The 22,433-nt window shown below is 54.8% G+C and carries 15 protein-coding genes; 1 reads left to right on the forward strand and 14 read right to left on the reverse strand.

Annotation, left to right across the window (positions count from 1 at the left end):
• Positions 1-13 precede the first annotated feature (13 nt).
• The 9 genes from ACWGXE_RS19735 to ACWGXE_RS19775 form a co-directional block, all read right to left on the reverse strand.
• Positions 14-181: a ribbon-helix-helix protein, CopG family gene (locus ACWGXE_RS19735; protein WP_447599795.1), complete on the reverse strand. Its 168-nt coding sequence runs from the start codon at positions 179-181 to the stop codon at positions 14-16.
• 389 nt (positions 182-570) lie between these two features.
• On the reverse strand, positions 571-2,283 hold the full coding sequence (locus tag ACWGXE_RS19740; protein WP_447599796.1) for a hypothetical protein: 1,713 nt from the start codon (positions 2,281-2,283) through the stop codon (positions 571-573).
• Entirely contained in the window at positions 2,273-3,082 is an 810-nt protein-coding gene (locus ACWGXE_RS19745; protein WP_447599797.1) for a SagB/ThcOx family dehydrogenase, read from the reverse strand. Before ACWGXE_RS19745 ends, ACWGXE_RS19740 begins: the two co-directional genes overlap by 11 nt.
• Positions 3,083-3,096: 14 nt before the next feature.
• Positions 3,097-4,425 carry a YcaO-like family protein gene (locus ACWGXE_RS19750; protein WP_447599798.1) on the reverse strand — a complete coding sequence of 443 codons (1,329 nt, stop codon included), beginning with the start codon at positions 4,423-4,425 and terminating at the stop codon, positions 3,097-3,099.
• A complete protein-coding gene (locus ACWGXE_RS19755) occupies positions 4,422-5,507 on the reverse strand; it encodes a TOMM precursor leader peptide-binding protein (RefSeq protein ID WP_447599799.1) in 1,086 nt (361 codons plus the stop codon). Before ACWGXE_RS19755 ends, ACWGXE_RS19750 begins: the two co-directional genes overlap by 4 nt.
• 130 nt (positions 5,508-5,637) lie before the next feature.
• Entirely contained in the window at positions 5,638-5,847 is a 210-nt protein-coding gene (locus ACWGXE_RS19760) for a hypothetical protein (RefSeq protein WP_447599800.1), read from the reverse strand.
• Positions 5,848-5,892: 45 nt separating this feature from the next.
• Positions 5,893-8,067 carry a TonB-dependent receptor plug domain-containing protein gene (locus ACWGXE_RS19765; RefSeq protein WP_447599801.1) on the reverse strand — a complete coding sequence of 725 codons (2,175 nt, stop codon included), beginning with the start codon at positions 8,065-8,067 and terminating at the stop codon, positions 5,893-5,895.
• 385 nt (positions 8,068-8,452) lie between these two features.
• On the reverse strand, positions 8,453-8,650 hold the full coding sequence (locus ACWGXE_RS19770; RefSeq protein ID WP_447599802.1) for a hypothetical protein: 198 nt from the start codon (positions 8,648-8,650) through the stop codon (positions 8,453-8,455).
• Between the two features lie 268 nt (positions 8,651-8,918).
• Positions 8,919-10,568, reverse strand: a complete 1,650-nt coding sequence (locus ACWGXE_RS19775; protein ID WP_447599804.1) for a hypothetical protein — start codon at positions 10,566-10,568, stop codon at positions 8,919-8,921.
• A 63-nt stretch (positions 10,569-10,631) separates the two neighbouring features.
• On the opposite strand from ACWGXE_RS19775, the gene ACWGXE_RS19780 reads away from it, so the two are divergent.
• Complete coding sequence (locus tag ACWGXE_RS19780; protein ID WP_447599805.1) at positions 10,632-11,378, forward strand: hypothetical protein; 747 nt, start codon at positions 10,632-10,634, stop codon at positions 11,376-11,378.
• Between the two features lie 171 nt (positions 11,379-11,549).
• On the opposite strand, the gene ACWGXE_RS19785 is transcribed toward ACWGXE_RS19780, so the two are convergent.
• The 5 genes from ACWGXE_RS19785 to ACWGXE_RS19805 form a co-directional block, all read right to left on the reverse strand.
• Positions 11,550-13,949 carry a TRAFs-binding domain-containing protein gene (locus ACWGXE_RS19785; RefSeq protein ID WP_447599806.1) on the reverse strand — a complete coding sequence of 800 codons (2,400 nt, stop codon included), beginning with the start codon at positions 13,947-13,949 and terminating at the stop codon, positions 11,550-11,552.
• 25 nt (positions 13,950-13,974) lie between these two features.
• On the reverse strand, positions 13,975-15,360 hold the full coding sequence (locus ACWGXE_RS19790) for a metallophosphoesterase (protein ID WP_447599807.1): 1,386 nt from the start codon (positions 15,358-15,360) through the stop codon (positions 13,975-13,977).
• A gap of 936 nt (positions 15,361-16,296) precedes the next feature.
• Positions 16,297-17,547, reverse strand: a complete 1,251-nt coding sequence (locus ACWGXE_RS19795) for an OmpP1/FadL family transporter (protein WP_447599808.1) — start codon at positions 17,545-17,547, stop codon at positions 16,297-16,299.
• A gap of 163 nt (positions 17,548-17,710) precedes the next feature.
• The gene (locus ACWGXE_RS19800) at positions 17,711-20,434 is read right to left on the reverse strand and encodes an ATP-binding protein (protein ID WP_447599809.1); all 2,724 of its coding nucleotides are present in this window, start codon (positions 20,432-20,434) and stop codon (positions 17,711-17,713) included.
• A 59-nt stretch (positions 20,435-20,493) separates the two neighbouring features.
• Positions 20,494-22,329: a di-heme-cytochrome C peroxidase gene (locus tag ACWGXE_RS19805; protein ID WP_447599811.1), complete on the reverse strand. Its 1,836-nt coding sequence runs from the start codon at positions 22,327-22,329 to the stop codon at positions 20,494-20,496.
• Positions 22,330-22,433 lie beyond the last annotated feature (104 nt).

The raw sequence follows: 22,433 nt of genomic DNA on the forward strand, positions 1-22,433 counted from the left end.
CCTTTCTCCCGCTTCACGCAATCCCCGCACAGGAAGGCAAGATACCTGATCCCTGGTGCCGTCCGAGAAATTCTTCGAGCGCCCGCCGGATCACCGATGCGAGACTGCTCTGCTCTGCGCGGGCAATGTCGTGGAGGGCCCGGAGAAGCGGTTCCTCCGCAAAGATCGTCGTTTTTTTCATGAATACACCCAAATATGCTGGTATGCCATCGAGAGTGGAATAGCTTATCAAGCAGCGATGAAGAACCCGCCTTACAGCGGGAGCTCTCCTTATAGTTCAAGTTGGAGTGGCTTATTCCCTATCCAATGATGAAGCAATGCGCTAGGGAATGGAATAGTGTTAAACAAAGCCGAAAACCGGCGACCGCTCGGTGATGCTTTTCATCTCAGCGGCTCCATCAGAGTCTGACGTATCTTAGTCCGCTCAAGTTCGAGTGACGGACCAGTGCCTCTTAACGTGATGTCCACGAAACCCGGGCCAACTCAGGGTGCCCCTTTTTAGTTCGCTCATTCTCACCGTAGAAGCTAACTTCGCGCCTGCTATTCCTATGGTTCACTTCCTAATGTGGCCTAACTTGTAATAGGATGCCATACGGGAGTTCCCCATACTTCGTCATCATCGAAGCCTCTTTTTAATACAGCTCCTAAGTTGCGGTTTATTTGAACGTAGGTTGTTTCTGAACTCGGCTGCTTGGCAAGCGCTAAGATGGCTCCAGCCAATAACTGAGCGTCATCTCCTAGGTAGGATAACGTGGTGACCTCATCTGGGTTTAACGGATTAATCAAGCCAATAACATGTGAAACGTGTTCAGCCTGATTCTCATCACATTCATCCCATGTTTCAAGATCCTGAATTGAATGACCTCCTAAGGCTTTCAGCTTGGAGGAGGCAATGTAATATCCAACCTGTCTCGCATATTCCTGCATTTCAGGGCGAGGCAATTCGAGAGCGTTCCCTGCCGTAAATTGTTTATACTCTGGGGGCCCTATCGGGAGTTTAGGGCCGATCCAAATCCACGTGCCAGCTCTAATCTGTAGCCATCCTTTAATAAGGACATTCTTTGTTGCGTAATGGTCGAGAGGGACTCCGGGATATGACCGCTGCAGTGCCTCATTGCCTTCCGCGAGACAGACATCGATAGAGTTCTTAATCCAACGTATGTACTCATCTTTTGTCTTGTCAGGTAGATCGTTAAGCGCCTCTATGGCTCCGATAACGGCATACAATGCCAAAATGTTCGGTGGATGATATTTTATGTAAGTTTGCTGGCGCTGTTCATCATATATATTAGAGATAGAAAGCGCAGGTAACCGATCTCCTGTTTCCGAGTTGCCGTTTTTAGATTTTCCATATAAATGCCTGCGCACACGTTCGCCCAACGCAGCGAAGTATAAGGCAAGGGCTATACCGTACGATGGTCCAAGATTCATAACGGCATATACATCAGACGCTGTTTCTTCAGTCCAATACTGCCAAAGGAGCCCGAGTTTCTGCTTATCACTATCCAATTGTTGTACGTGAGGGTCTGGTCCGCGGTAAAAGAGTTCGCGCACCCCTCGCTGCAGTTCGGGGAGCAACCCTTTGTAGGCATGTAGTACGTCATGCCCGCCCGCCTCATGCGCGACTGGGGCCCAACACAGAACAGGATGACATCGATAGACTGACGGCAGGCTTACCACCGCGACTCTAGCGCCACAGAGCCTATACACTTCATCAGTAGGTAGGGTAAATGGGACGAACACGTGCTCATTGGTCCATTTCCCGTCCTTAGGGGGAAGCTTCGGCTCAGGATTGAATGTAACCAGCGCTGGCCAGCGGGAATCCGGTTGAGGGAAACTAGCGGAGGGGACTAGTTCGGGCTCAAGAAATGATCTGTATACGTTTGAAGTTAATGCAAGAACTGACTTGATGTCATCGCTACATTCAGGGTTCATGAGGTCAAAGACTGCCCCTGATAATGTTTCCACTGTACCTGGTGACCACTCTTGAACCGACTCTAAAGTTTTCAGAATTTGGTCACTATAGTTCTCCCTGTAACTGCCGGGCAAATAGCTAGCTGCTGAAGTAATAATTGTCTTGAGATCAGAAATGCGTTTCGCTTCTTTCTGCTTCTGTTCCTCAGTTTTCTGGGGCGCTCTCCCAATCTCTCTTAGTTTTTCAATAATGGGGCGTACCTCTTTCCAACGCTCAACTGGCGCACACATATCTTCAATTTCGGAAAGAAAAGTTCGGAAAAGTTTCAGGAATGTCTCGCCCGCTGTAATGTTAGCTTCATCTTCCATGGGACGGTTCCTTTCTGTTTCCAATAGCTACCATGTAGATCGTCGAATGAGTTACTCCGTCCAGCCCGAGGATGTCGTCAATCTCACGATCATAGAATCCGCCAATATTGACGCAGCCCAGATCGAGTGCCGTGACGACGTGATTGATGTTTTGTGCAACGTGACCCGCCTCCAAGAAGATGAATCGATAGCCTCGATCACCGTATTTGAAGATAGAACGTTCGAAAATAGCGGTGATGAAGATTATCAATGCTGCCCTCTCAATCAGTTCGGGGTACACCATAGCCTTTGCAACACTTTGCGTCTTGTCGGCCTGGCTCAACAGGCGAATGTTCCGTCTAGATAGGTTGTAGTGGTAAATGCCGGGCTGTTCATTGGCGATGCAGTTGCTGTGAAAATAGATTTCCAATGGGTACAGGCCGCCACCCGATGGAACGACCCTGAATGGACGGACATAGCCTGTATCCTTGTTATCTCTGGTCTCGCCGTAGGCATAATGAAGTATTGTGGAGAGAGCGGATAAGGTTAGGACGGATGGATGCAGCTCTCGTACAGACGCGCGCGCCTGCAGAACTTGGTCTAGGGCGTTCTTTAATGGAAGCGGCTGCGGCAGTTCAGTGATTGGGTAGCCTTTGTACGGGAGTGCTTCATGGAGCTCCTTCATTCGCTCAACTACTTGTTGTTCCGTTAAGGAAAAGCGATCGTACCTGCTGATCTTGGAATTCTCATGGAAAAGCTCCCACAGAAGGTCTTCTTGCTCCGTGGAAAGAAGCGAGTTTTGCCAGCGGATCCGATTCATAAGCCGTTCCTTTTTCATGGGTAGGGATGTGGAGCCGGATTATCTCCTGAAACACGTTCAATTCCTCTATGCCCCATCTTCTGTGGAACGTTCCACAACCTTGTACCCCCGAGAGCCCGTAGCCGATGGCCTAATACGAGCGGATGGAAACCAGGAACAATCGCACGCAGAACCCGAAAGCCTAGAATGCCAACATCGGGCGTGGTCAAATCGGCAATGAGTACCTTATGACCGATTGAGTGTATCTTCTCTACAAGGGCGCCAACGTCCTTACCAGCATCTCCGCTTGAAATATTAGGTATCTCGTGAAAGTCAATTCGCCTGTCAGATAAAAACATAAAGTCTGCGAGATGCGAGTTGATATGCTCTGAGTAGAAGCGCACGTGGCTTTCTTGGTCTACAATGTTCCGGTATTCCGGGTCATTGCTCAAATCGGGTAGCGTCGCCTTCACATGGCGTGCATAGATGCTTGTATAAGCTACCTCTTCCAGGCTCTTCCGTACGGCTTGCTCCGGATCAGGGTGAGCCGATGCCGCAAAGATCAATGCAGGAATCTCCGGCGAATCAGACCGCAGCACCGATAGAATCGTCGGCACACCAACATCCATGGAGATGTCCAATATGATCACGGTGCTTCCCGTCTTTCGAAGTCTGTCCACTATATCGGTGTTTTCCTCGCTCAATGAATCCAGACGGATCTGAGAACGTGGCCATATGGCCTGCCAGGTTATCGTAAAGGCGTCTCGCTCAATAACTTCGCAGATAGCGGAGATGGCGGCCTCTGAATAGCTCATATGGCAGGCAAGGCCCGTAGAGATTGGCTGTACAATGGGCTTTTCCGTTCCATGTGAATAATAATAAGGCACATAGACCATCGCTGCAGGAACGTGCCAGGTCCGGCCGCTTGACACTTCCGTAGCAGGAGCCCACCGCACTGGTGTGTCGTGCTGAAACCGACAGAAGGGGAAATCCGTCCACGCACACTGCTCGGCGCTATACAGAGCGAATTCACTTGGCGGTACGCAGAGAAACGGGGCCGATTTGAACGTTGTCAGAGGAAAGTCATTCTGGTCAAAGATGGCAGAACAATATCGTTCAACGGCCTCGCCAACGGCTTTTGCAAATGCTCGCTCTCGGTTGGTAGATCCGCCGCCTCCTATATTGGAGTTTCGTTGAACCGCAAACGCGCTGGTATCGCAGGAAGAAGCGTAAAAATAGAAGAAATCTGGCTCACCGGCTTGTCTTGGGGCTTCATCGACGTTGTGTATAATGCCAACATGGCTATCCACCAAGTACTCCGCTGCCTGAAACAGCCGTTCGAATGAGGTCTTGTAGTCTTTCACGGAGACATTTCTTTCTCTGTAGGAGAAGCAAAGAGCGTCCTTCGAGATGTCATCGACGGCCTTGTATTCAGCGGACTGCAAGCGGGACAACGCGGAACTTTTAATACTTTTCGCGCGGTCATCTGATAGGTAAGCAGATTAACTTCTATCAGCCTGCCGATCTGTCCATGCGGAACTCCACCATAAAACTTGGCCAGCTCAAAGGCCGCTAACTCTGCCAGAACGCCAGCCATGGCGGGATGGAAAGCGATTATCTTTCGATACTCAAAAGTCGACTCTTCAATGGCGCGGTACACCCTTGGCGAGGCCAGGTGCGAATTCTGTCGCAATAGCAGACATTCATAGCAGGGTGTCTCTGTCGGGACGACAAGAGGTCCTAAATATCCGATCATGTTATGCAGCACGACGGGTAGAAAATGCTTCTTTCTCTGAACGCAAGCTTTGTTCCATTCCTGGATGATAGGAGTGCGGCCGCAATCTGATGCGACGACAAGGCAGCTGTAATCTTCCAGAGACTTATCAAATGCATCGCTAAACTGCTGAGGCTCCTGAAGAGAATTAGGCCACGAGTCCCGTCTTTGTTTTCCAGCATCGTCGAAGAGTTCTAGATTTCGGAGTTGCGGATGGTCGACGACGCTGAAATTAGTCATACCTGACCTGCCCAGTGCAACAGCAAGCTGCTGGGATAGATAATTAACCCCCATAATCAAGATGGGCTGGTCGGCCAGACGCGGAAGTAGTTCTGCCGACGACGCATCAAAATGCCAATAGAAGATGTCAAGGCTTGACTCATAGGTTGTGGGGCTCACGTCCCCGTCGGGGTGGTAGGCTAATAGGCGTCGCTCGGTCAACTGCTGAATCAAATGTTTCACTATTGAATGGTGCGCAGGTATGAAAAGCTGGGTCAGGCCGTCAACCGTGGCGCCATGGTTGGCCGCTGCCAGTATTAACCTCAGAACGTCCGCGACGCCTTCGCCGGTAATCCTGACTTCAGTGCATCCTCTTTTGAGCAGCACGCCATCGAACGTCTCCATTAACTGTACGGCCTTCGCGTACAGTTTTTTGCCCGCTTCATCAATCATTGGCGATCACTATCTCAGTTCCGTGCCACGCGACAGGAAAACATTGAACCCGTGTGAGGGAATCGAGCGATCCCCTCACCATGAGAATCTTGACCACAGGCGTCGGTATGTACAACAAGGCGGTTCGTCTTCAACGTGCAGTACAGCACATGCCGGTACAGCACATTCCGGTGCAGCACATAACTCCACGGGGCTTAGTGCCTTTCACCTCTAATTCTTGAATGGCTTCGTTAAGATTATTGATGTCTGAAACAGAAACGTCTCTAAGGGTGGGCACGTTCAAGTCGTACTTTTGAATCAACTCTTTTGGTATGACTTCAAGAATCTTCTTCTCAGCCATGATATAGCCTCCTTATGGTTGGATTTGTTCTACGAGAATCAGACTCTAATATCTGACCGTGAGCCACCCCATAACGCGACTTCCAATTGTGTCCCCTAGAGGATGCTCTTTGTGCTTATCGTTGAGTGCATTGAAGACAGCGAACGCCGCCTCGGCTCGGTCATGCCAAAAGAAATAGCCGACTCTTACATTTAAAAGGACATAGCTTCCAACCCGCGTGTTGGGAGCAGGTGGGCCTGATCCAGGAGGCGTCCCTAGAGGAAGATTTTGAGCCGTCGTGAAGAACGAACCGATTGGATAAACCGCAGAATCGACGTAATGAACGGCTGCCTCTCCATTTAAGCCATTATCCAATTCAGTTCGTAGGCCTGCATTAGATTTCCATCGCGGAGCGCCACGGCGGGTTGTTCCCGTTAGATTTTGGCCGATCTGTTCGTAGCTGAAGTTCGCGAATCCGGTAAGCCATTTGGTCGCAAGAAATTCAACTCCGGCTTCGCCTCCGTAAATGTCTGCCTTGCCACTGTTGACCGGCGTAGGGATGTTAAAGGTGATCATGTCACTCAATTGATTGTAGAAAAGAGCAGCCCGAGTCCTTAAACGATGTCGCAGATACCAGCCCTGATATTCTGCCTCATAGGATATGATCTGCTCGGGCTTTAGATTTTTAGAACCGACAAATATGTTGGGAATTCCTACACAGTTGGGAGGGCAGCCAAACAAGAACAGGAGGGAATGGGATTCTATGAAACTCTCATAAAGCGTCGGAGGGCGATAAGCAACAGAGCCTGAAATCCTAAAGCTGTGATTCTCAGTGGGACTATATACAAGCGATGCGCGAGGACTGTAGGTCGGGTTGATTTGGCTATGCATATCGAACCGAACTCCCGCCATGGCAGTCAACTGCTTTATGGGCTGCCATTCCTCCTGCACATACAGGCCTACGCGATCTTCACGTGCCGCGTCTCCTAGAATGAAGTTACTCGTGAAGCGTGTATAGCGAAGATTAGCCCCATAGGTGAATCGATGACTACTCCCAAAAGGGATCGTGTGTTGAGCATCGATGTTGTAGGTGTTTCTTTGGCGGTTCTGTTCAATGTTGCCGTTACGGTCTATAATGCGGAAAAACCGCTGAATGGAGGGAAATACAGTTTCGTCGTCTTCATGCCTCCAGTATTGCCACCAAGCACGGATAAAAAAGTTCGGTCGTTCATACATCGCGTTCAAATACCCCGAATTGATACCCGTAGTCGTTTCAGCAATGGTCTCGAAGAATTGTCCATCGAAGCGGTTGTTGGCCAAGTAACCACCCTGCACCACCACTCGTGAATCGGAAGAAAGGGCATAGTCAGTGTGGAGGTTGAATTTCGTCTGGCGCAGAGCGAGAGCATCGCGATTTCTCCACTGCTGATTCTGGTCATGGCCAATGGACAGACGATATCCCAATTTGTTATAAGTGCCGGCCTGAATAGCCGCCGCGCGGATCGTGCCGAGCTCTCCTCCGCCCACCTGTACCGTTGTTCCCTTTATTTCTTCTGGAGATTTGGTAATGATATTGATGACCCCATCGAACGCGTTGAAGCCGTACAGCGCCGAAGCAGGTCCTTTCAACACTTCAATTCGCTTTATTTCGGGCAGTGTGACTGGAAGAGTTGTCCAAAATACACTCCCATACGCGTCTTCATAGATTGAACGACCATCTATCATGACGAGTAGTTTGTTGGCTGCTGGTTGGTTATCGCCTCTTACACTGACGTTGTAGTCCGCGCCAGTCATCTGTATAACTTCAAGGCCCGGGATGCGCCGGAGCACCTGGGGTATATCAGTTGCGCCTGAATGCCTAATATCCTCGTCCGTTATCACGTAGACGTTCGAAGGAGCCTGGGAAATCGGCTGCGGCTTTCCCGGATACATCCCGTGCGCAATGGAAGCGCTTTCCTCTCGTAGCGCCACACTTTCTTCTTTGAGCAGTTCGAGTTCGGATATGAGTTGATCCCCAGGTGCGGCCGGGTAATCACCAGAGTGGGGTTTGGCGGAACCGTCGCTTGGCACGGGACGGTCGCTACCCAGCCGGTCCTGAGCCAAAGAGTGATCAACCTCCAACAGACACAACGCGCCCATGCTCAGCACCACCCGTAGGAGGATTTGGGCTTGATGAAGGTGGAACGGCTTTGGCGGGCGGGAGGGTCTGTCGTGAAAAGACTGCGGAGCCTGAGCAGCCATCCCGGGCTTACTCCTTCCGGCCTTCTCCACGCCATGCTCTGGTGTTCTCTAGAACATGGCAGTAATGAGGGCTGCTTAGATAGACCTTTTTCGATTTTTTGGCAAGCCCTGATTCGGGGCGGCTTTGCAGCCTCAGCATTTGTCTTGATTCGATTGTGCGGCTGTGGCACAGTCCCTCGTTTTCCCGCTCAGTTTCCGCGCTCGCGATTCTGTTCAAAAATGTTTCTCGCTTGGTTCTCGTAAGAGTTCGCTGATCTGATTGCCGCCCACGCGCGCGACTCTGAGTACTGATCCAGCCGCCGTCGGCTGTGCTTCGGTCTCTCGCGGATTCTGAGGGGGAACGATCACAAGTGTGCTGCCAGCGATCGGAACGCCCACTGTCCGCTCAAGCCAACGAGTTTTCTTGCTCGCCGACTTTTTCAACCTTCGCCGGCCCCGATTTGATCTGGTGCACGTATTGGGATTCGTCCCCTTGGCTGGGCGGCGTCCCGTCCTGCCAGATCCGGGACACGAGGGCCAGTAGAATAATCAGCAGAAGCACCGTGACCAGCGCGACTGTGACGAACATCATGTCCCACGTCATCGCGTTCTCCTCTAGTCATCGTCGGTGTGCCCCGCCGCGATTCGATGTTAGTCTCAAGAATCTTCGTGATGTCGGCCTAACGTATGGGCAAAGGCTGTGCCACGCTGCGAGCTTTACGTACGATAGGGAGGAGTCCCCGCATAGCCCCATCAATTACCTGAGGAAAATCGGCCCGGGCTATTCAGCCCTCGCCTAGCTCGATGGGAAGGGATGTGTGTCGAGTGTATCCGAAAGGATTCTCATGGTATCTAAAGAGATACGTGGACGATCACTTACCCACGGGAGCCGTCGTGGTCGCGGCCAAGTCTTTCAAATGTTTATAGACGTGCGCGAGCTCGGCGCTTGATTGTCTGGTGAGATGAATGTGTCGGGCGCGTGACCGAAGCGCGGCCGTTTCATCGGAATCAACAGCATATTTCCGGATGGTGGTCTCCAGCAGCGCGACATCGGTGCCGTCATCCACGACCAGGAACGTTCGAGATAACAATCGCCGCGAGACGATCGTTTGGATTTCAAACAGACAACCGCTGTTGTTCTCGCTAAAGCCGCGGAGGTCTATCAGCACCAGGTCACTGTGTTGCAACAGCTCGATGAGCGCGGCGCGCCACGTATCGTCTCGGCAAAAGAATTTGGTGGTTCGGAAGCGATCGTCCGCATCCCTGACGACGTCGATGGCGGTGGACACCCGGCGGACTTGTGCTTCTCCGCCAATAAAAAGACTCTGCAATCTGCCGCTCATGAAGCCGACGATGTCCCCGGGACTGAACGTCCGCATCGCCAAGTCCGTACCGGCGATCATCACCACCGGCCCCAGAAACCGCCATCGTTCGGCGATGGAGTCAAAGAGCGCTTCGGTCCGTCGTTGAAATCCGAATACCCGCAAGAGCAGCAGTGTGGGGCCCTTTCGATCGGCGCCGGAGCGAAACAGCCGCAAGCCTATTTCTACTGTTCCCCGATATCCGGCGAACGCCAGCAAGCCGGCCAGCCCACCCCACCCCAAATCAGAGGCCACCTGCGAGCTGAATTGAAAGGCCACGATCAGCCACCAGGAATCGACCAGCACTTGCACATCGCTGAACCGTTTCTGCTCATACCAGGCAGCCAGGCGCTGAATTCCCAGCCAACAGACATATCCGATCGGCACGGCGGCGATGAAATACCAGAAGGAGTAGGTGGTGGCGCCCGCGAACAGAAACCACGAGGCCGTGGGATCGGCCTGCACTGCCGCGATATAGAGGTCGCGCGCCAAGAGTGAGCCGAAGCTGAAGACCAGCAGGCCGGCCAGCACAACCGGCGACACCGGCCGCAGCCGGCGATTCCCCGTCACCAGGATGATGAGATAGGGAAGCCAGCTTACCCGCACCAAGAACTCAAGAAAGAAGCGCGCGTTGGTCGATGGCGAGACATGGGGGCGCCCGAGAATGACGGACGAGAAGCCCGACCATCCGATGACGATGAGTGCGCCAAGAAGAACGTAGATCAGGAGGAACGTCATGTTGCGGTGCCGCGGGAGAGCCAGCAGGACGATCGTGATCGGGACGATGGGCCATGCATAGACGTACCAACTCACAAAGAGAGCGAGCGTACTGAGATCGAACTGCATTGAGTATGCGAACAGGAAGGCCATCATACCGGCAGCTGCCAGGCTGCCCATGCCGTACACAAGCGTGAGACGCCGTCTGATCGTTTTTATTGAATCGTCGCCCGCGATCTTGGGCTGTGCAACCAGGACCGGTGCGCGGGTTCGCGGCTCGTCCTTGACAGCCGGAAGCGGCATGGAAGCGCCGTCTCCTGCCTGACGCATGTTGCGAGCGACGCTCCGCCGATAGCCAGCCAGAATCACGAGCGATGTTGGAACCGTAATGAGAACGGCTTCCAGAAAATACATCCATAATTTCCCCGGCGCCTGACCAATCATCGCGAGCGTTCCATTGAGAGATCGGGTATAGTCCCGCGGGCGGGGAGGCGCAAGAGAAGATCGATGAAGACCCGCATTCGCGGACTCATTCTGTTTCTCGCTATCGTCTGGTCCATTGCGCTGGCCTTCCTATTACTCGAACAGGGCAGCCAGGAACTGGTAGATTGGGCTTTTCGATCCGGCACCATTGCCGCCGACCTCGGCATGCCGAGAGCTTCACCGGAAGCGGCGGAGAAATGCGCCGCTGCCATGCACACTTTAAACGAGTCCGCACGCCGAAAGCCGGACGCCCATACGCTGCGCCAAGACCGGGTGACGGCCTGGAAGATGGGATATGGATTCGGCTTTGCGGTCGCGCTTGGCGATGCGGGCATGATCGACGAGGCGAGGCGGGAGGAATCGTTGAACGGCATTGCCACGATCAGCCAGGACCTTCACGTGCCGGCCCCCACAGCACCGCCCCTCGCTCGCTCGATCACGGCGATCCCGGATTATGGACAATTGATCGAGGACGATACTTCCTGCACGGCGGCGTTTCTCACGAAGGAGTATGGCGCGGACATGAGTCATGTGTATAAGCTCGGCGCAGTGATTGGGTTTGCCGTCGTGTACCGGATCGCCTGCCCCGAGTGCGGCGTGCTCTTCGCACCGCAGATCGCCCGCCATGCCACGGACGCAGGCCTGCCGAGTGACACATGGCAGGCGTTCACGCAGCTTCCGCCGCAGGAGCCGAGCATGGAAGAGCGGCAAAAGAAAACAATGGGGCTGGTGGTTCAAATTGAACAACATCTTCAGGCTCGCGGTCATTAGCGGATTTCTAAAGGTCTACCCTATCAGGTGCCCGCCGTCTTTTTGGTCGTTGAGAGGGACCTCCGCTATTTCCAGACACTTGCAGTATGGGAATGACCACAATAGTGATATCAGGTAAGTATGAACTCGACCGTCGCCTAGGATCTCATGGCCCGTGCGGCACTCGTTTGCTTACAATTTCGAGATATCGATGATCTCCACTGGATGACCTTCATTTTGCCAGTCGCGCACCGCGTCCGCCGTGCCGCCCGCCCCGTCGCCGGGATTGCCGTTCCAGACGGCGATCAACAGCGGCTCTTCATCCAGCAGCTGCGCCTTGGCGATCGCTTCTTCCAAGATTTTGCGGTTGCAGGCGGCATAGGCGTCGGGGTGCTGGTCTTCCGGGGGGAGCTCTTGTGACAGCTCGACCACTTCTAATCCTTGTAAGGCTCGTTCGAAGGCCGGATTCCAGCCATTGCCGACAGAAGTCTTCTTGAACTGATCTCGTGGAAAGGGCAGGAACACGCGAGGGCGACCGTTGACCTTCTTCAGCTCCTCAATGAAGATGAGATCCGAGCCACGGGCGGCGGAACTAAAGCCATAACCGATTCGCTGCCTCTTAAGACATTCGGAGAGCGCCTTGCGAACCGCAGGAACTTTGTCGGACGGGAATCGCGGCGTGGCCCGTCCCGGCGCGTCCACCATATGGCCCGTGAAGGCAGCGACGTGCGGCACGTCAAGGACGGCATCCAAGGCGCTTCGCTCAAGCCCGAGTTTCTCGAGATTGCGCCGCGCCTGACGCCGCATCACGGCGATATCCTGATGGCATTCGGGGCAGTACGCGACCGCCTTCCCATACCATTTCTTGGCATTGTCCAAATCACCCAAGAAAAGATAGACCTCGCCGAATGTCGCCAGCTTCCAGTGGTCAAAGTCCTCGACACGCGCCCCCTGGAGAGAAGACAGGACTTGCTGGGCGATGCGCAGCATTTCGCCACGATCACCAAGTTCCATCGCCATTGCGGCAGCATTGATTCCCGGATACGAGTCCTTCGTCCGCTCGAACGTCTCGCGGTAGATCTCGAACGATGCACGGAGATCTGCGTTGTTGGTGCGACTGCCCTTGATCCATCGCTGCTTATAGCGACCGGCCAGAATCCCGCCCGTTTCTGAATCTGTTTCAGTTTTCTTCCTGTCATACAGTTTCCTCAAAATCTGGATCGCGCCATCGATATCGTTCGTTTTTGCAAGGGCTAGCGCCAATAGTTGATCCGCACGCTCTCCTGGCTGCGCATGTTTCAGGACTTCGATCACCCGATCGGGTACAGCCAACGAAATCAGCAATTGGGCAACATAGAGGTTCGCCGGTCCATCCGGCATTTCCGCCTCTCGCCACTTTTTCCAGAGCGCGTAGACCTTTTCTGGGCCTGTTGCTGCCGCCGCTTTGACCTCCCGAATCAATTCGTCAGTCGCTGCCGTTTCTGCCTTGAAGACCCGGTTTTCGATGGAATCCTCACGTGGCGGCGTCTTACCGATGAGCCCGAATTGCAGTCTTCTCAACTCATGGCCCTCTGGAAGCTTGCTGTCAGAAAAATCCAACCAGAACCGCCCATCCCACATGGCAGGCGGTTGAGATTTATCAATACGCACCGGCACCACATGGAAAGACGGGGTTTCTATTGACCGCTTAAGAAGCACGTTGCCTTCTTCTTGACACCAAGGCGATGCCAACCAACCGCTGCTCATAATCACGACTGCGGATTTGCACGTAGCCAGGGCCTTTTGGAGAGTATTAGCCAGTTGTGTTCCTGGAACCAACTCCCGATGGTCGATAAAGACTTTGAACCCGATGCCCTCGAGACGCGTGATCAATTGATCCGCCCACTTGCGATCGGTTGATCGATAACTGATGAAGACGTGGTACTCGTCTTCCCCAAGGCTCGGCAATGATGCGGTCGGAAACAGCGGGTCGGGAGGTTGGATCACCGTCACCGCCGGCTGCGCGCCCAAAAGCTGGAGAACGGCGCGTGATGGCGTGGCATACACATAGCCATACGCCGGACGCAGCGGGCTCTCCCTATCCTTGATATATCGTTTGAGATGGCCCACGACCATGCCATCCACCAAGACGGGGCTCCCGGAAAACCCATGCAACGACGCTCCTTCTCCTGCCGCGACCTGCTCCGACCGAAGGAGAAGGACCGGCGCGCTTTGATCGTCTTTACTTTCGGGATCCATCACGGCGCCTTCAAGTGGAAGGCCTTCCCCTTTCGTCAGCTCGGGAAACCCATATCCTTCCCAAGGAGCTTTCCGATCGACGCTGCCGGCCAGCTGAAGGGGAGTGATATCATTGAGCGGACGTGGCAGGGCCAACAACGCCGCGTCCGCTGCTTCGTCAAGCTTGAGAACCGTCGCAACCAGTTCAGCGCTTGAAAACGCCACGCTCGCCGTGCCGCCCACTCCGACCGGCTTGACGACGTGCGCGCAGGTGGCCACTCGATCACGGCCCACGAGGTATCCGCTGCCCTTGCTGGTCCCTGCGACAATGCGCGCACAGGCCGCCTTCAGCGCCTTATAGATTTCGTCGGCCATCACAGCACTCCATTGCTTCTCGTGCTCAAGGGCTAAGTCTTGTCAGGCGTCCATTCGGAACTCGCTCGACTTCACCCACTCCGTTGAAGAAATAGGCCTCGCTTGATTGAAGGCTGTCGTCGTCCAAATCGATCCGCACGAAGGTCGGAATCAGTCTGCGCCACTGTTCGAGCCGGTTCGTGCGCAGGTCTTCGATGAATGGAACAAGCGCCTGTTTTGCATCTTCTTCCTTTCCCTCCAATACCTGCTTGGGCACTTGCATGAGATCGGCCCACGTCCCGCTGTTCAAATAGATCGCACCTTCTTCGTCCAACGGCACTCGTTTCACCAGGTGCGTGTGGCCAAAGACAATGGCTTTGAATCCTCGTGCGGCTGCAGCTTGTGCCGGCTTGATGAATTGTTCGTTCTCTCGATTGACATCGAAGGTCTGCCAAGTACTTTCGGCCCTCGCCCGCAGGGCGGCATAGAGCCGCTGAAGTTGCTTGCCCTTATCCTTGACTGATCGCGCTAATTGCCACAGCTCGAAGAGGTTTTTCAGGTCATCCACCGCGCTGATATCGCCCAATTGGTCGGTGTACAGCTCATTGGCCAAATCGATTAACTCTTCCTCTTTATTAGAGGTTGCGGATGCAATGTTCTGCACATCGACGGGTGCACCTTGCTCATCGAATTCCACATGGGACTGCTGTCGCCAGAGTGCGATCGCCTGCTTCGCTTCTCCAAAGGAAGCCGGATCAAGAACAGCCAGCACAGGAAGCAGTGCAGCGTCCTCCGGCTTCAACAAATCTACGAACGGAAACTTCGCTTTGATCCCATTCATGATAGTGACGACCAGCCTGCTCCCGGCCGGACTCTCAAAGATCGGCGCCGCTTCGCCGCGCGACATGGCCGATCTCACTTCCCGCAACTGATCGTGCGAAATCACGTTCCATGAATCATATCGGTTGCCATGTTCGATCAGCACCGGTCCTTCGACATAGGCTTGGTTGTCGTAGATGAATTCGACTCGGCCGGAGCCCAGTCTTTCAAGCAGCAATCGCCGAGGGGTCGGAAGCGACAGCTCGATATCATGATTGCCGAGCAAGAGGGTCAGCCGGCATCCCGCTCCGACGAAGGCCTCGAGACTCTTCCAAACCTCATCCGTGCGTTCGAGGATGCTTGAGAGTTTGTTCCCCGCGAGGTTGTCTTGCGCCGTGAAAGGAGCAAACTCCTCTTCGGCCAAAAAATCCACGATGTCGCCGTTGATAATGAGATGAACTTCCCCTTTCCCGGATTCCTGGACCACATAGTCAATGAACTCCGCCAGACGTTTTCGACCATTCTCGGAGCACATCTGGAAACTCGGCTTGCCGTCCTGCGCCGGCGCGCCGCCCAGGTGAAGGTCGGAGATGACGAAGATACTTTTCTTCATGGAATTCCTCCCCGCTCCCAAGCGTTTCGGGATTGAACAGGCACGGCTGGCGCAATGCAATCATTGCAATCGGGGAACTGATCTGTGCTGAGCGTGCCTGGCTAGCCGGCGCACGGAACTTCTTCACCTCGCCTTCGCTTTTATGGCAATGACCCTACCGGTCGAGAGTTAGGATGGTTCGCAGGCAATTACCCGCTTTTTTCCAAGCCGCAAGGGCTGTGCCATTACTGAGATGCCTATTCGCAACGAACCCATGGATGTCCCCGGACCAAGGAAGATTCCTGAGGAAATACGGCTCGACCTGTTACGCCTATTGTCGGCCCCTGCCATAAGAACAACTCGTCAGGTGTATCTAAATGGATAAGTGACAGTATCTAAATCGATACGATGCGACAACGTCACGATCGTTGGAAAATGAGGAATACCGGCTACTGACCGATGGACGAGAACTGAGAAATTGAGCATGCGGAACTGCTATGGGTTCGACACTCAGGCTCGAGACCTAATTATGTATTGGGACGCGTACACGTCTTCGTTACAAGGAGGGGCCGCGTCCCCGGTGATGGACGGAAACGCGGCCGAGTGGCGTGAGTTGTGAGGCGGCTCGATCAGCGCTGGATGGGCACGATCCAGGAGATCGTGTGGTGAGATCGGTCGGCTGCTGACGACCGAAGACACTCTGCCGGCTCATCGTCACGCCGAAAGGGAAATCGAATCATGGTCGTCACGCGAAGACCGGAGTGCTGTTCGCCGCTGCCATATGTTGCTCACTACAGTCAGCAAGAAATAGACCGCAATCACTTCCAACAACGCTATGGAGATGGCCCACAACACGTGCTGTCTTCTTCCGAGGATACTGAGAGATTTTACGGTTCGCTTAACGTTTCTGCCGTTGAGTAAAAGCAATCACTGTGCCACCCAGGCGCCATCGCTCTGTCAATAATTGAAGCGCAGGGAGAGAGCGCCGACATGGATCATCGTGTCATATCGTCCGTTCACGGTCGGGTTCTGATTGCCGTTGACCGTACGAACTTCGTAGAACGCCGCCTGATATCCAAGGTCGAGGGCGACCAGCTTTGGTTTGAGCGGGCCGATTCCCAGCCGGCCACACTTTATACCGAGGAATGAACCGGCCTCCCTGCATGCCAGACCGACTCCAACGGATGGCACATGGTTCGTCGCGGACGGAATACCCGGATTGAACGTGCGGTCGGGAACCTGGGTCTGCTGAGTGAAATACCCGGCGCGCAGGGCGATTTCCCACTCTGGCATTGCGGCCAAGCGGAGCCACTTATATTCGGTTCCGATCATCACCGTATAGGCATTCTGCCAGTTTTGCGGAAACGGAATCAGAGCCCCGTTCGAAAGATGGATGTCCAGATTGCGGTTCGATTTCCATCCGACATAATCCACATCCAATTCCAATTTCCATTCATGATCTGAATCCCTGACGGGCCACACCGCGATGCCGCCGGAAAATACTTGGGGCAGCACCAGCGTGGCGGCGGCGTTGGACACCAACGCGCCGTTCGCGCGAAATTCTCCATTGAGATGCAATGTCGCCTGACTACGGTAGACCAGGCCAATATTGGCCAGCGGCTTTCCATCGGCATTGCGTAACGGCGTATACATCAGACTCACATTGAATCCCGCCGTCGTATCGGTGCCGTTTAGCTCGACCGCCGAGCCTGCCGGGATGCCGAGGCCGCCGGGCCAGATCGATCGTTGCTCGACCTGCCCTTCGCCGAATAAGCCGGAGAACGTGTAGATATCGGCCCCGAGTCCGATCGAAACCTGCTCATTGAGCTTGTACGCGAGCGTCGGCTTGATATCGAGCAATGGGAGGGTGGTAAAGGTGACCGCCGTTCGGAATGGACCGTCGTTCGGATAGCGGGTGAGCGATCCAAATGGGTTGTTCAATCCAATGCCGGCCGTCAGATCCCCGAGCGCAGTGATTCCGAGATCCTTGAGGTTCGCTGTGATGTAGATATGCCCCGGCGGCGGCCACGCCACGCTTCCATTGCGGTCTCCGGTGACATGCTGACCGCTCGGGCTCGTATAGTGCGTGGTCCCGCCGATGAGGGATGTCCCAAACATATTCTCCACGCCGCGCAACTGCGTCATCCCGGCGGGATTATAGTGCACCGCCGAGGCGTCGTCAGCCTGCGCCGTGAAAGCATTGCCCATGCCCACTGCGGAGGCGCTTTGTCCTTGCAGGCGAGGAGTCTGGGCCAGTGCCCGCCCACTCAATGCCGGTGAAACCGACCCTATTAGAATGAATGACAAAATAACATCGAGGAGAGTGGGAATCGAGGTACGAAGCAAATCGACTGCGCAGTCTGCCCGTGACCTATCGTTCAGAGGCATGACGTTCAATATCGCTCGCACCGTCGGTGGCCCGTTTGAACCATCGATCCACGATCTGCTTCAGTTGGCCAATATCGAACGGCTTCAATAAGTACGCTTGGGCTCCCGCTTCCACCGCCAGGAGCGCCCGGTCCAAGGCCTCGACTGCCGTCATGATAACCACGGGCGTTGTCTGATCGGTCCGGCGCAAGAGACTCAACACCTCCAATCCAGCGATTTCCGGAATTCCGATATCCAGCATAACCCCGCCGATTGATCCTTGGCGGAGTACCTCCAGCGCCTGCCGGCCGTCGCGGGCTGTTTGCACGCGATATCCGTCGGCTAGAAGACGATCGCGCAGCAGGTCCCGAATATCCGGATCGTCATCCACGACCAAGATATGCAATGCCGGGGCGCGAGGCGCTCCCAATTCATTCCGCGTCGCAAGAGGAAGCGAGAATTCAAAGGTGCTTCCTTTTCCCACCTCGCTTTCAACCGTGATGGTCCCGCCGTGGAGTTCGACCAGCTCCTTGACGATCGCGAGGCCCAACCCCAAGCCCTTGGAATGGTTCCGTTCTTGTTGGTCGACGCGGAAAAACGGATCGAAGAGTTTATCCAACGCATCTCTCGGAATTCCTTGTCCGGTATCGGTCACGCTCACCGTCGCGATCCCGGCGGACGCTGCGCCGATGACGACGGCCACCGTCCCGCCTTCATCGGTATACTTAATCGCGTTATCCAATAGATTCGTTACGATTTGACTGACTCGATCGGCATCCGCGCGCACCATAATGTCCGGTGCGACCGCGTGATAGTGCAGCCTGATCTCCTTGGCATAGGCGAGAGGCCGAATCTGTTCGATCACCTCCGACACGAGAGCCGGCAGTTCGACATGATCAAACGAGACGGCGATCTTTCCCGCCTCCACCCGCGACAGATCCAACAGGTCGGTAATCATGCGCGCCAGCCGTGCGCTGTTCGCCTTGATACGCGAGAGATACTGTTCCTGCTTCAGGTTCAAGGCGCCGACCAAGCCCTCGAGCATGTTATCGGTGAATCCCACGATGCTGGTCAGCGGCGTCCGAAGCTCGTGAGAAACATGGGCGAGAAATTGCGATTTCAGCCGATCCATCTGTTTGAGCTTGGCATTGGCCGTCTCTAATTCTTCGGTTCGTTCATGAACCCTCGCCTCAAGACCGAGATTCAGGGCTTCGATTTCGCCATAGGCCTGCGTATTGTCCAGGGCAATGGCAACCTGGCCGGCCAGCGTGCTGATGAGCTCAAGATCATCGTTCGTCAACGGCTGCTCCGTGGTCCGCTCCACGGTGAGTGAGCCGAGGATGATCTCTTTCACTTTCAGTGGGACGGAGATCAGAGATTTCGCTCCGACCATGGCCGCCAATTCCTGATTCAGGGGGTGCAATCGATTCCAGATCTCGCCGAGATCCCTCGTGAGCACGGATTCGCCCTTGATCAAGACCTGTCCCTCCACCATCGAAGGATCCGTGACGGGAATCTCCCGCGCATGGGCGAAGGCGATCACTTCGTCCGATACGCCGCGGATGCGGAAGCTATGGGACATTCGGCGCTCCCGATCATAGAGGGCGATCACGGCCCGATCGTAGTGAAGCTGCTGAACAATGGTTTCCAACACGCTGTCGAGCAAGGCCTCCTGATCGAATGTCGAACTGAACAGCAGGCCGGCCCGGTGGAGCGTGGTGAGATGCTGAACCTTCCGGCGCAGCTCCACCGCGGTGCGTTGTTGTTCAAGGTACGATTCGCGCAACTGTTCATGACGCGCTTCCACGACCTGTTCTTGTTCGCGGATCAGCGTCTGCAAGCCCTTGGCTTGCCGTTTCACGAGCCCCATGATCCCGAGGCAGACCGCGGCGACCGGCACCAGCGCGAGACCAACCGTTTCTACGAGCGACATCTCTGGGTGCAACAAGCGCAGATAGGCGAACATTCCGGCGGACAGCAGGCCCCCTAAAGGCCACAGGAGACTCACGCCGCCCTTTGGTGTCCAGGTAAATTCCCATTCGCACCATTCGTCTCCATTGACGATACAGGAGAGATCTCGCACATGGGCGGGCGCCAGTCCATGTATCTGTTGTTGCGCCCCGGCGATACCGGCCTTGCATGATTGGCAAATGACGTCCACGCACCGCTTGCGATAAGGGCCGAACTGTCGAAAGGCCTTCTCCGTGAATCGCATCCGCAAGATCGCAGACCGGTTGGTCACCCTTCCGATCCCGAATTCCAACACCCCCTTCGTATACTTTTGCCCGACATAGGCCCACATCTTGTAACTCTGCTGAGTAGAAAACGGGCGGAGCAGAATTTGGATGATCTGCGACACCTTCCGGCCCCGTGCCGCATTGACGTGAAATTGAGGAGTCCCGGACAGCGCCTCACAGAATTCTCGGAGGTAGCATCCGAACTCGTAAGAATAACTGTTCCAGGCGTTGCGGAGGAATTCCGGCGTGACATGGTAGGCCGGATCATGCAGCCGTTCGTTCAGCATCCGGCACAATTCCTGGACAGCCCGGTCGGCAGCCTCGGGGCCCGCGCTGAGCGAGATGAAGTCGTGCAGATATTCGACATTCGACTGGACGATGACGCCGCTGATGTCGCAGATCTTCTCACCATGCGCATCCACTCCAAACGGGCGGAACTCCATGAACGGCCGCTCAAGGATGGAGTGGTCTTTGGAGAGAAGCTCGGTCATGGACGAACCAACGATGGCGGGCGAATGATCATGCCCCACTGCCGGCTGACTACGAATTCTTATTCCGGCAGAAAGACCCGTCTCGCCTTGCATACCTTCGGAATTTCATGTGGATTCCACGTCACATCGTCCAAGTCGCAGGTTTTCAGATATTCAATGATCGCCATGCGTTGGTCGCGGTTGAGCTCGCACCCGAGTATTCCATTTTTTCCGCCCTTTTCAAACGATTTGCATTCTTCAGGCGTGAAGATCTGCCCGGCGCGATTATCCCTGCGAAACTCGTGTCCCGTTTGTCGATTCCCGTCCTTCGAGGTGTCGAACTTAAACTCCCCGTGTCGCTCCCCGTCGGCGCATGGTCGCACCTTATAGCCCGCTTTTTCCGTGTCATATTCAAGGTCGCCAAGATAAAAACATGCCGTTCGCTCTTCCATGGGGCTGAGAATTTCGTACAAATTCGGTACAGAGCCGTTATGCAGGAACGGCGGAGTAGCCCAGACACCGGCATGCGGTCGCGCCAATAACCCATACGATTCCCACTTATTCGGGCCGGGGTCCGGCGTCCACCGTCTCATCAGGGTCGTGGTCAGCCATTCGGACGCCTTGGCCGCCGACAGGGACTCGGCTCCGAAGTCATCCTTCAGTTTCCCCGTCTGTACCCTCCGGGAAACAAAGTTGAGATATTTGGTATCGGTCCCCACTTCGGCAGGGTCGATGATATTCATCTTGAAACGCTGGCCGAACCCCGTCGGCGAATCCAGAAGTGCCGGCACATGACAATGCTTACAGTTGTCGCGGTACAGTTGTTTGCCTTCCACCGCTTTCGCCATATTGATCTCACCAAAGAGTTCCTCCGGCCAACGCGGCGGCTTGATCGTTGACACCATTTCCTCTAGCTGCAGAAGCTTGTCGATCTCCAAAGAGGATGCAAAAGGATCAGGCGGCCGTTTAAGAAGGAGCAGCGCCTTTGGATCCTGGAGATCCTGAAACGGCGGATTTTGAAAGAGCCCTGACCCGATGCCGATCACCTGGGCAATATTCCGCGCCAACGGATTTTGTATGGCGCCGTTCCACTGGACCCAATCGTAGAGATGCACATTCCAGAGCGGCGGGATACTTACCGGCGCATCCAGCGCGCTTTCATTTTTAGAGTGCAACGGCATAAACACCAAGTTGCTGCCCCGGTTCAGAGCGTCGAACCGGCCGACTCCCCATTCCTGAACTTCCTCCCGGTGCGATCGTGCGACAAGGACGTCCTTCGAATTATTCAGGGCCTTCTTGAGAGCTTTTCTGCTTTCTTCGTTGTCCCACTGCTTGAGGACAGGCTTGGCAAATTTCTTGAGCTTGGCCTCGTCCGAGGCGGTGCGCGCGAGCGATGTCACGAGCGCCTCCAAAAATTTGGGATTGTTCTGCATGGAGCCGCCGCCCTCGATGTACAAGGTAAGGCGCCCGCGATCCTGCGAAGTGATGTGAAGCTCGCCGGTGTGGCAGAAGGCGCAAGTAATGCCGACATATTCCTTGATCCCACGGGGGTCGTTGGGAAACACCGTCTTGGTAAAACCCAGCGGCAACCCGTCCGGGTTGTGCACAGGATGAGCGCCATCGGGAATTAGATGGAGCTGCTTCATGTGATCATCGTCTGTAAATAAACCCTCCTTGTCGGGCTGTTCCAACGCAAGAAACCAACTATACGGGATGAGCTGAGTGCCGCTGCTCAAATGGTAGTACAGTGCCCGTTCGTCTTCATTCCACGGAGCCTGCCTGAGCCACACGGCATCGATATCAGGACGTGCCACAAATGATGAGGCGCCATTCTGCTGTCCCATAGAGGGGAGAGGCATACCGGACGATAACATTAGTGCAAGTCCCACCAGCGCGATCACGGGCGTCTTTGGCATAACTCCTCCTATCGAGTGCGTAGTGGGACGCACTATTGCCATAAGTATGACCGCCCTGCAAGAACGCGGATCGTGTGTCCCGTCGCTGCCATCGGATCTGTTGG

The organism is Nitrospira sp. Nam80, assembly GCF_965152575.1.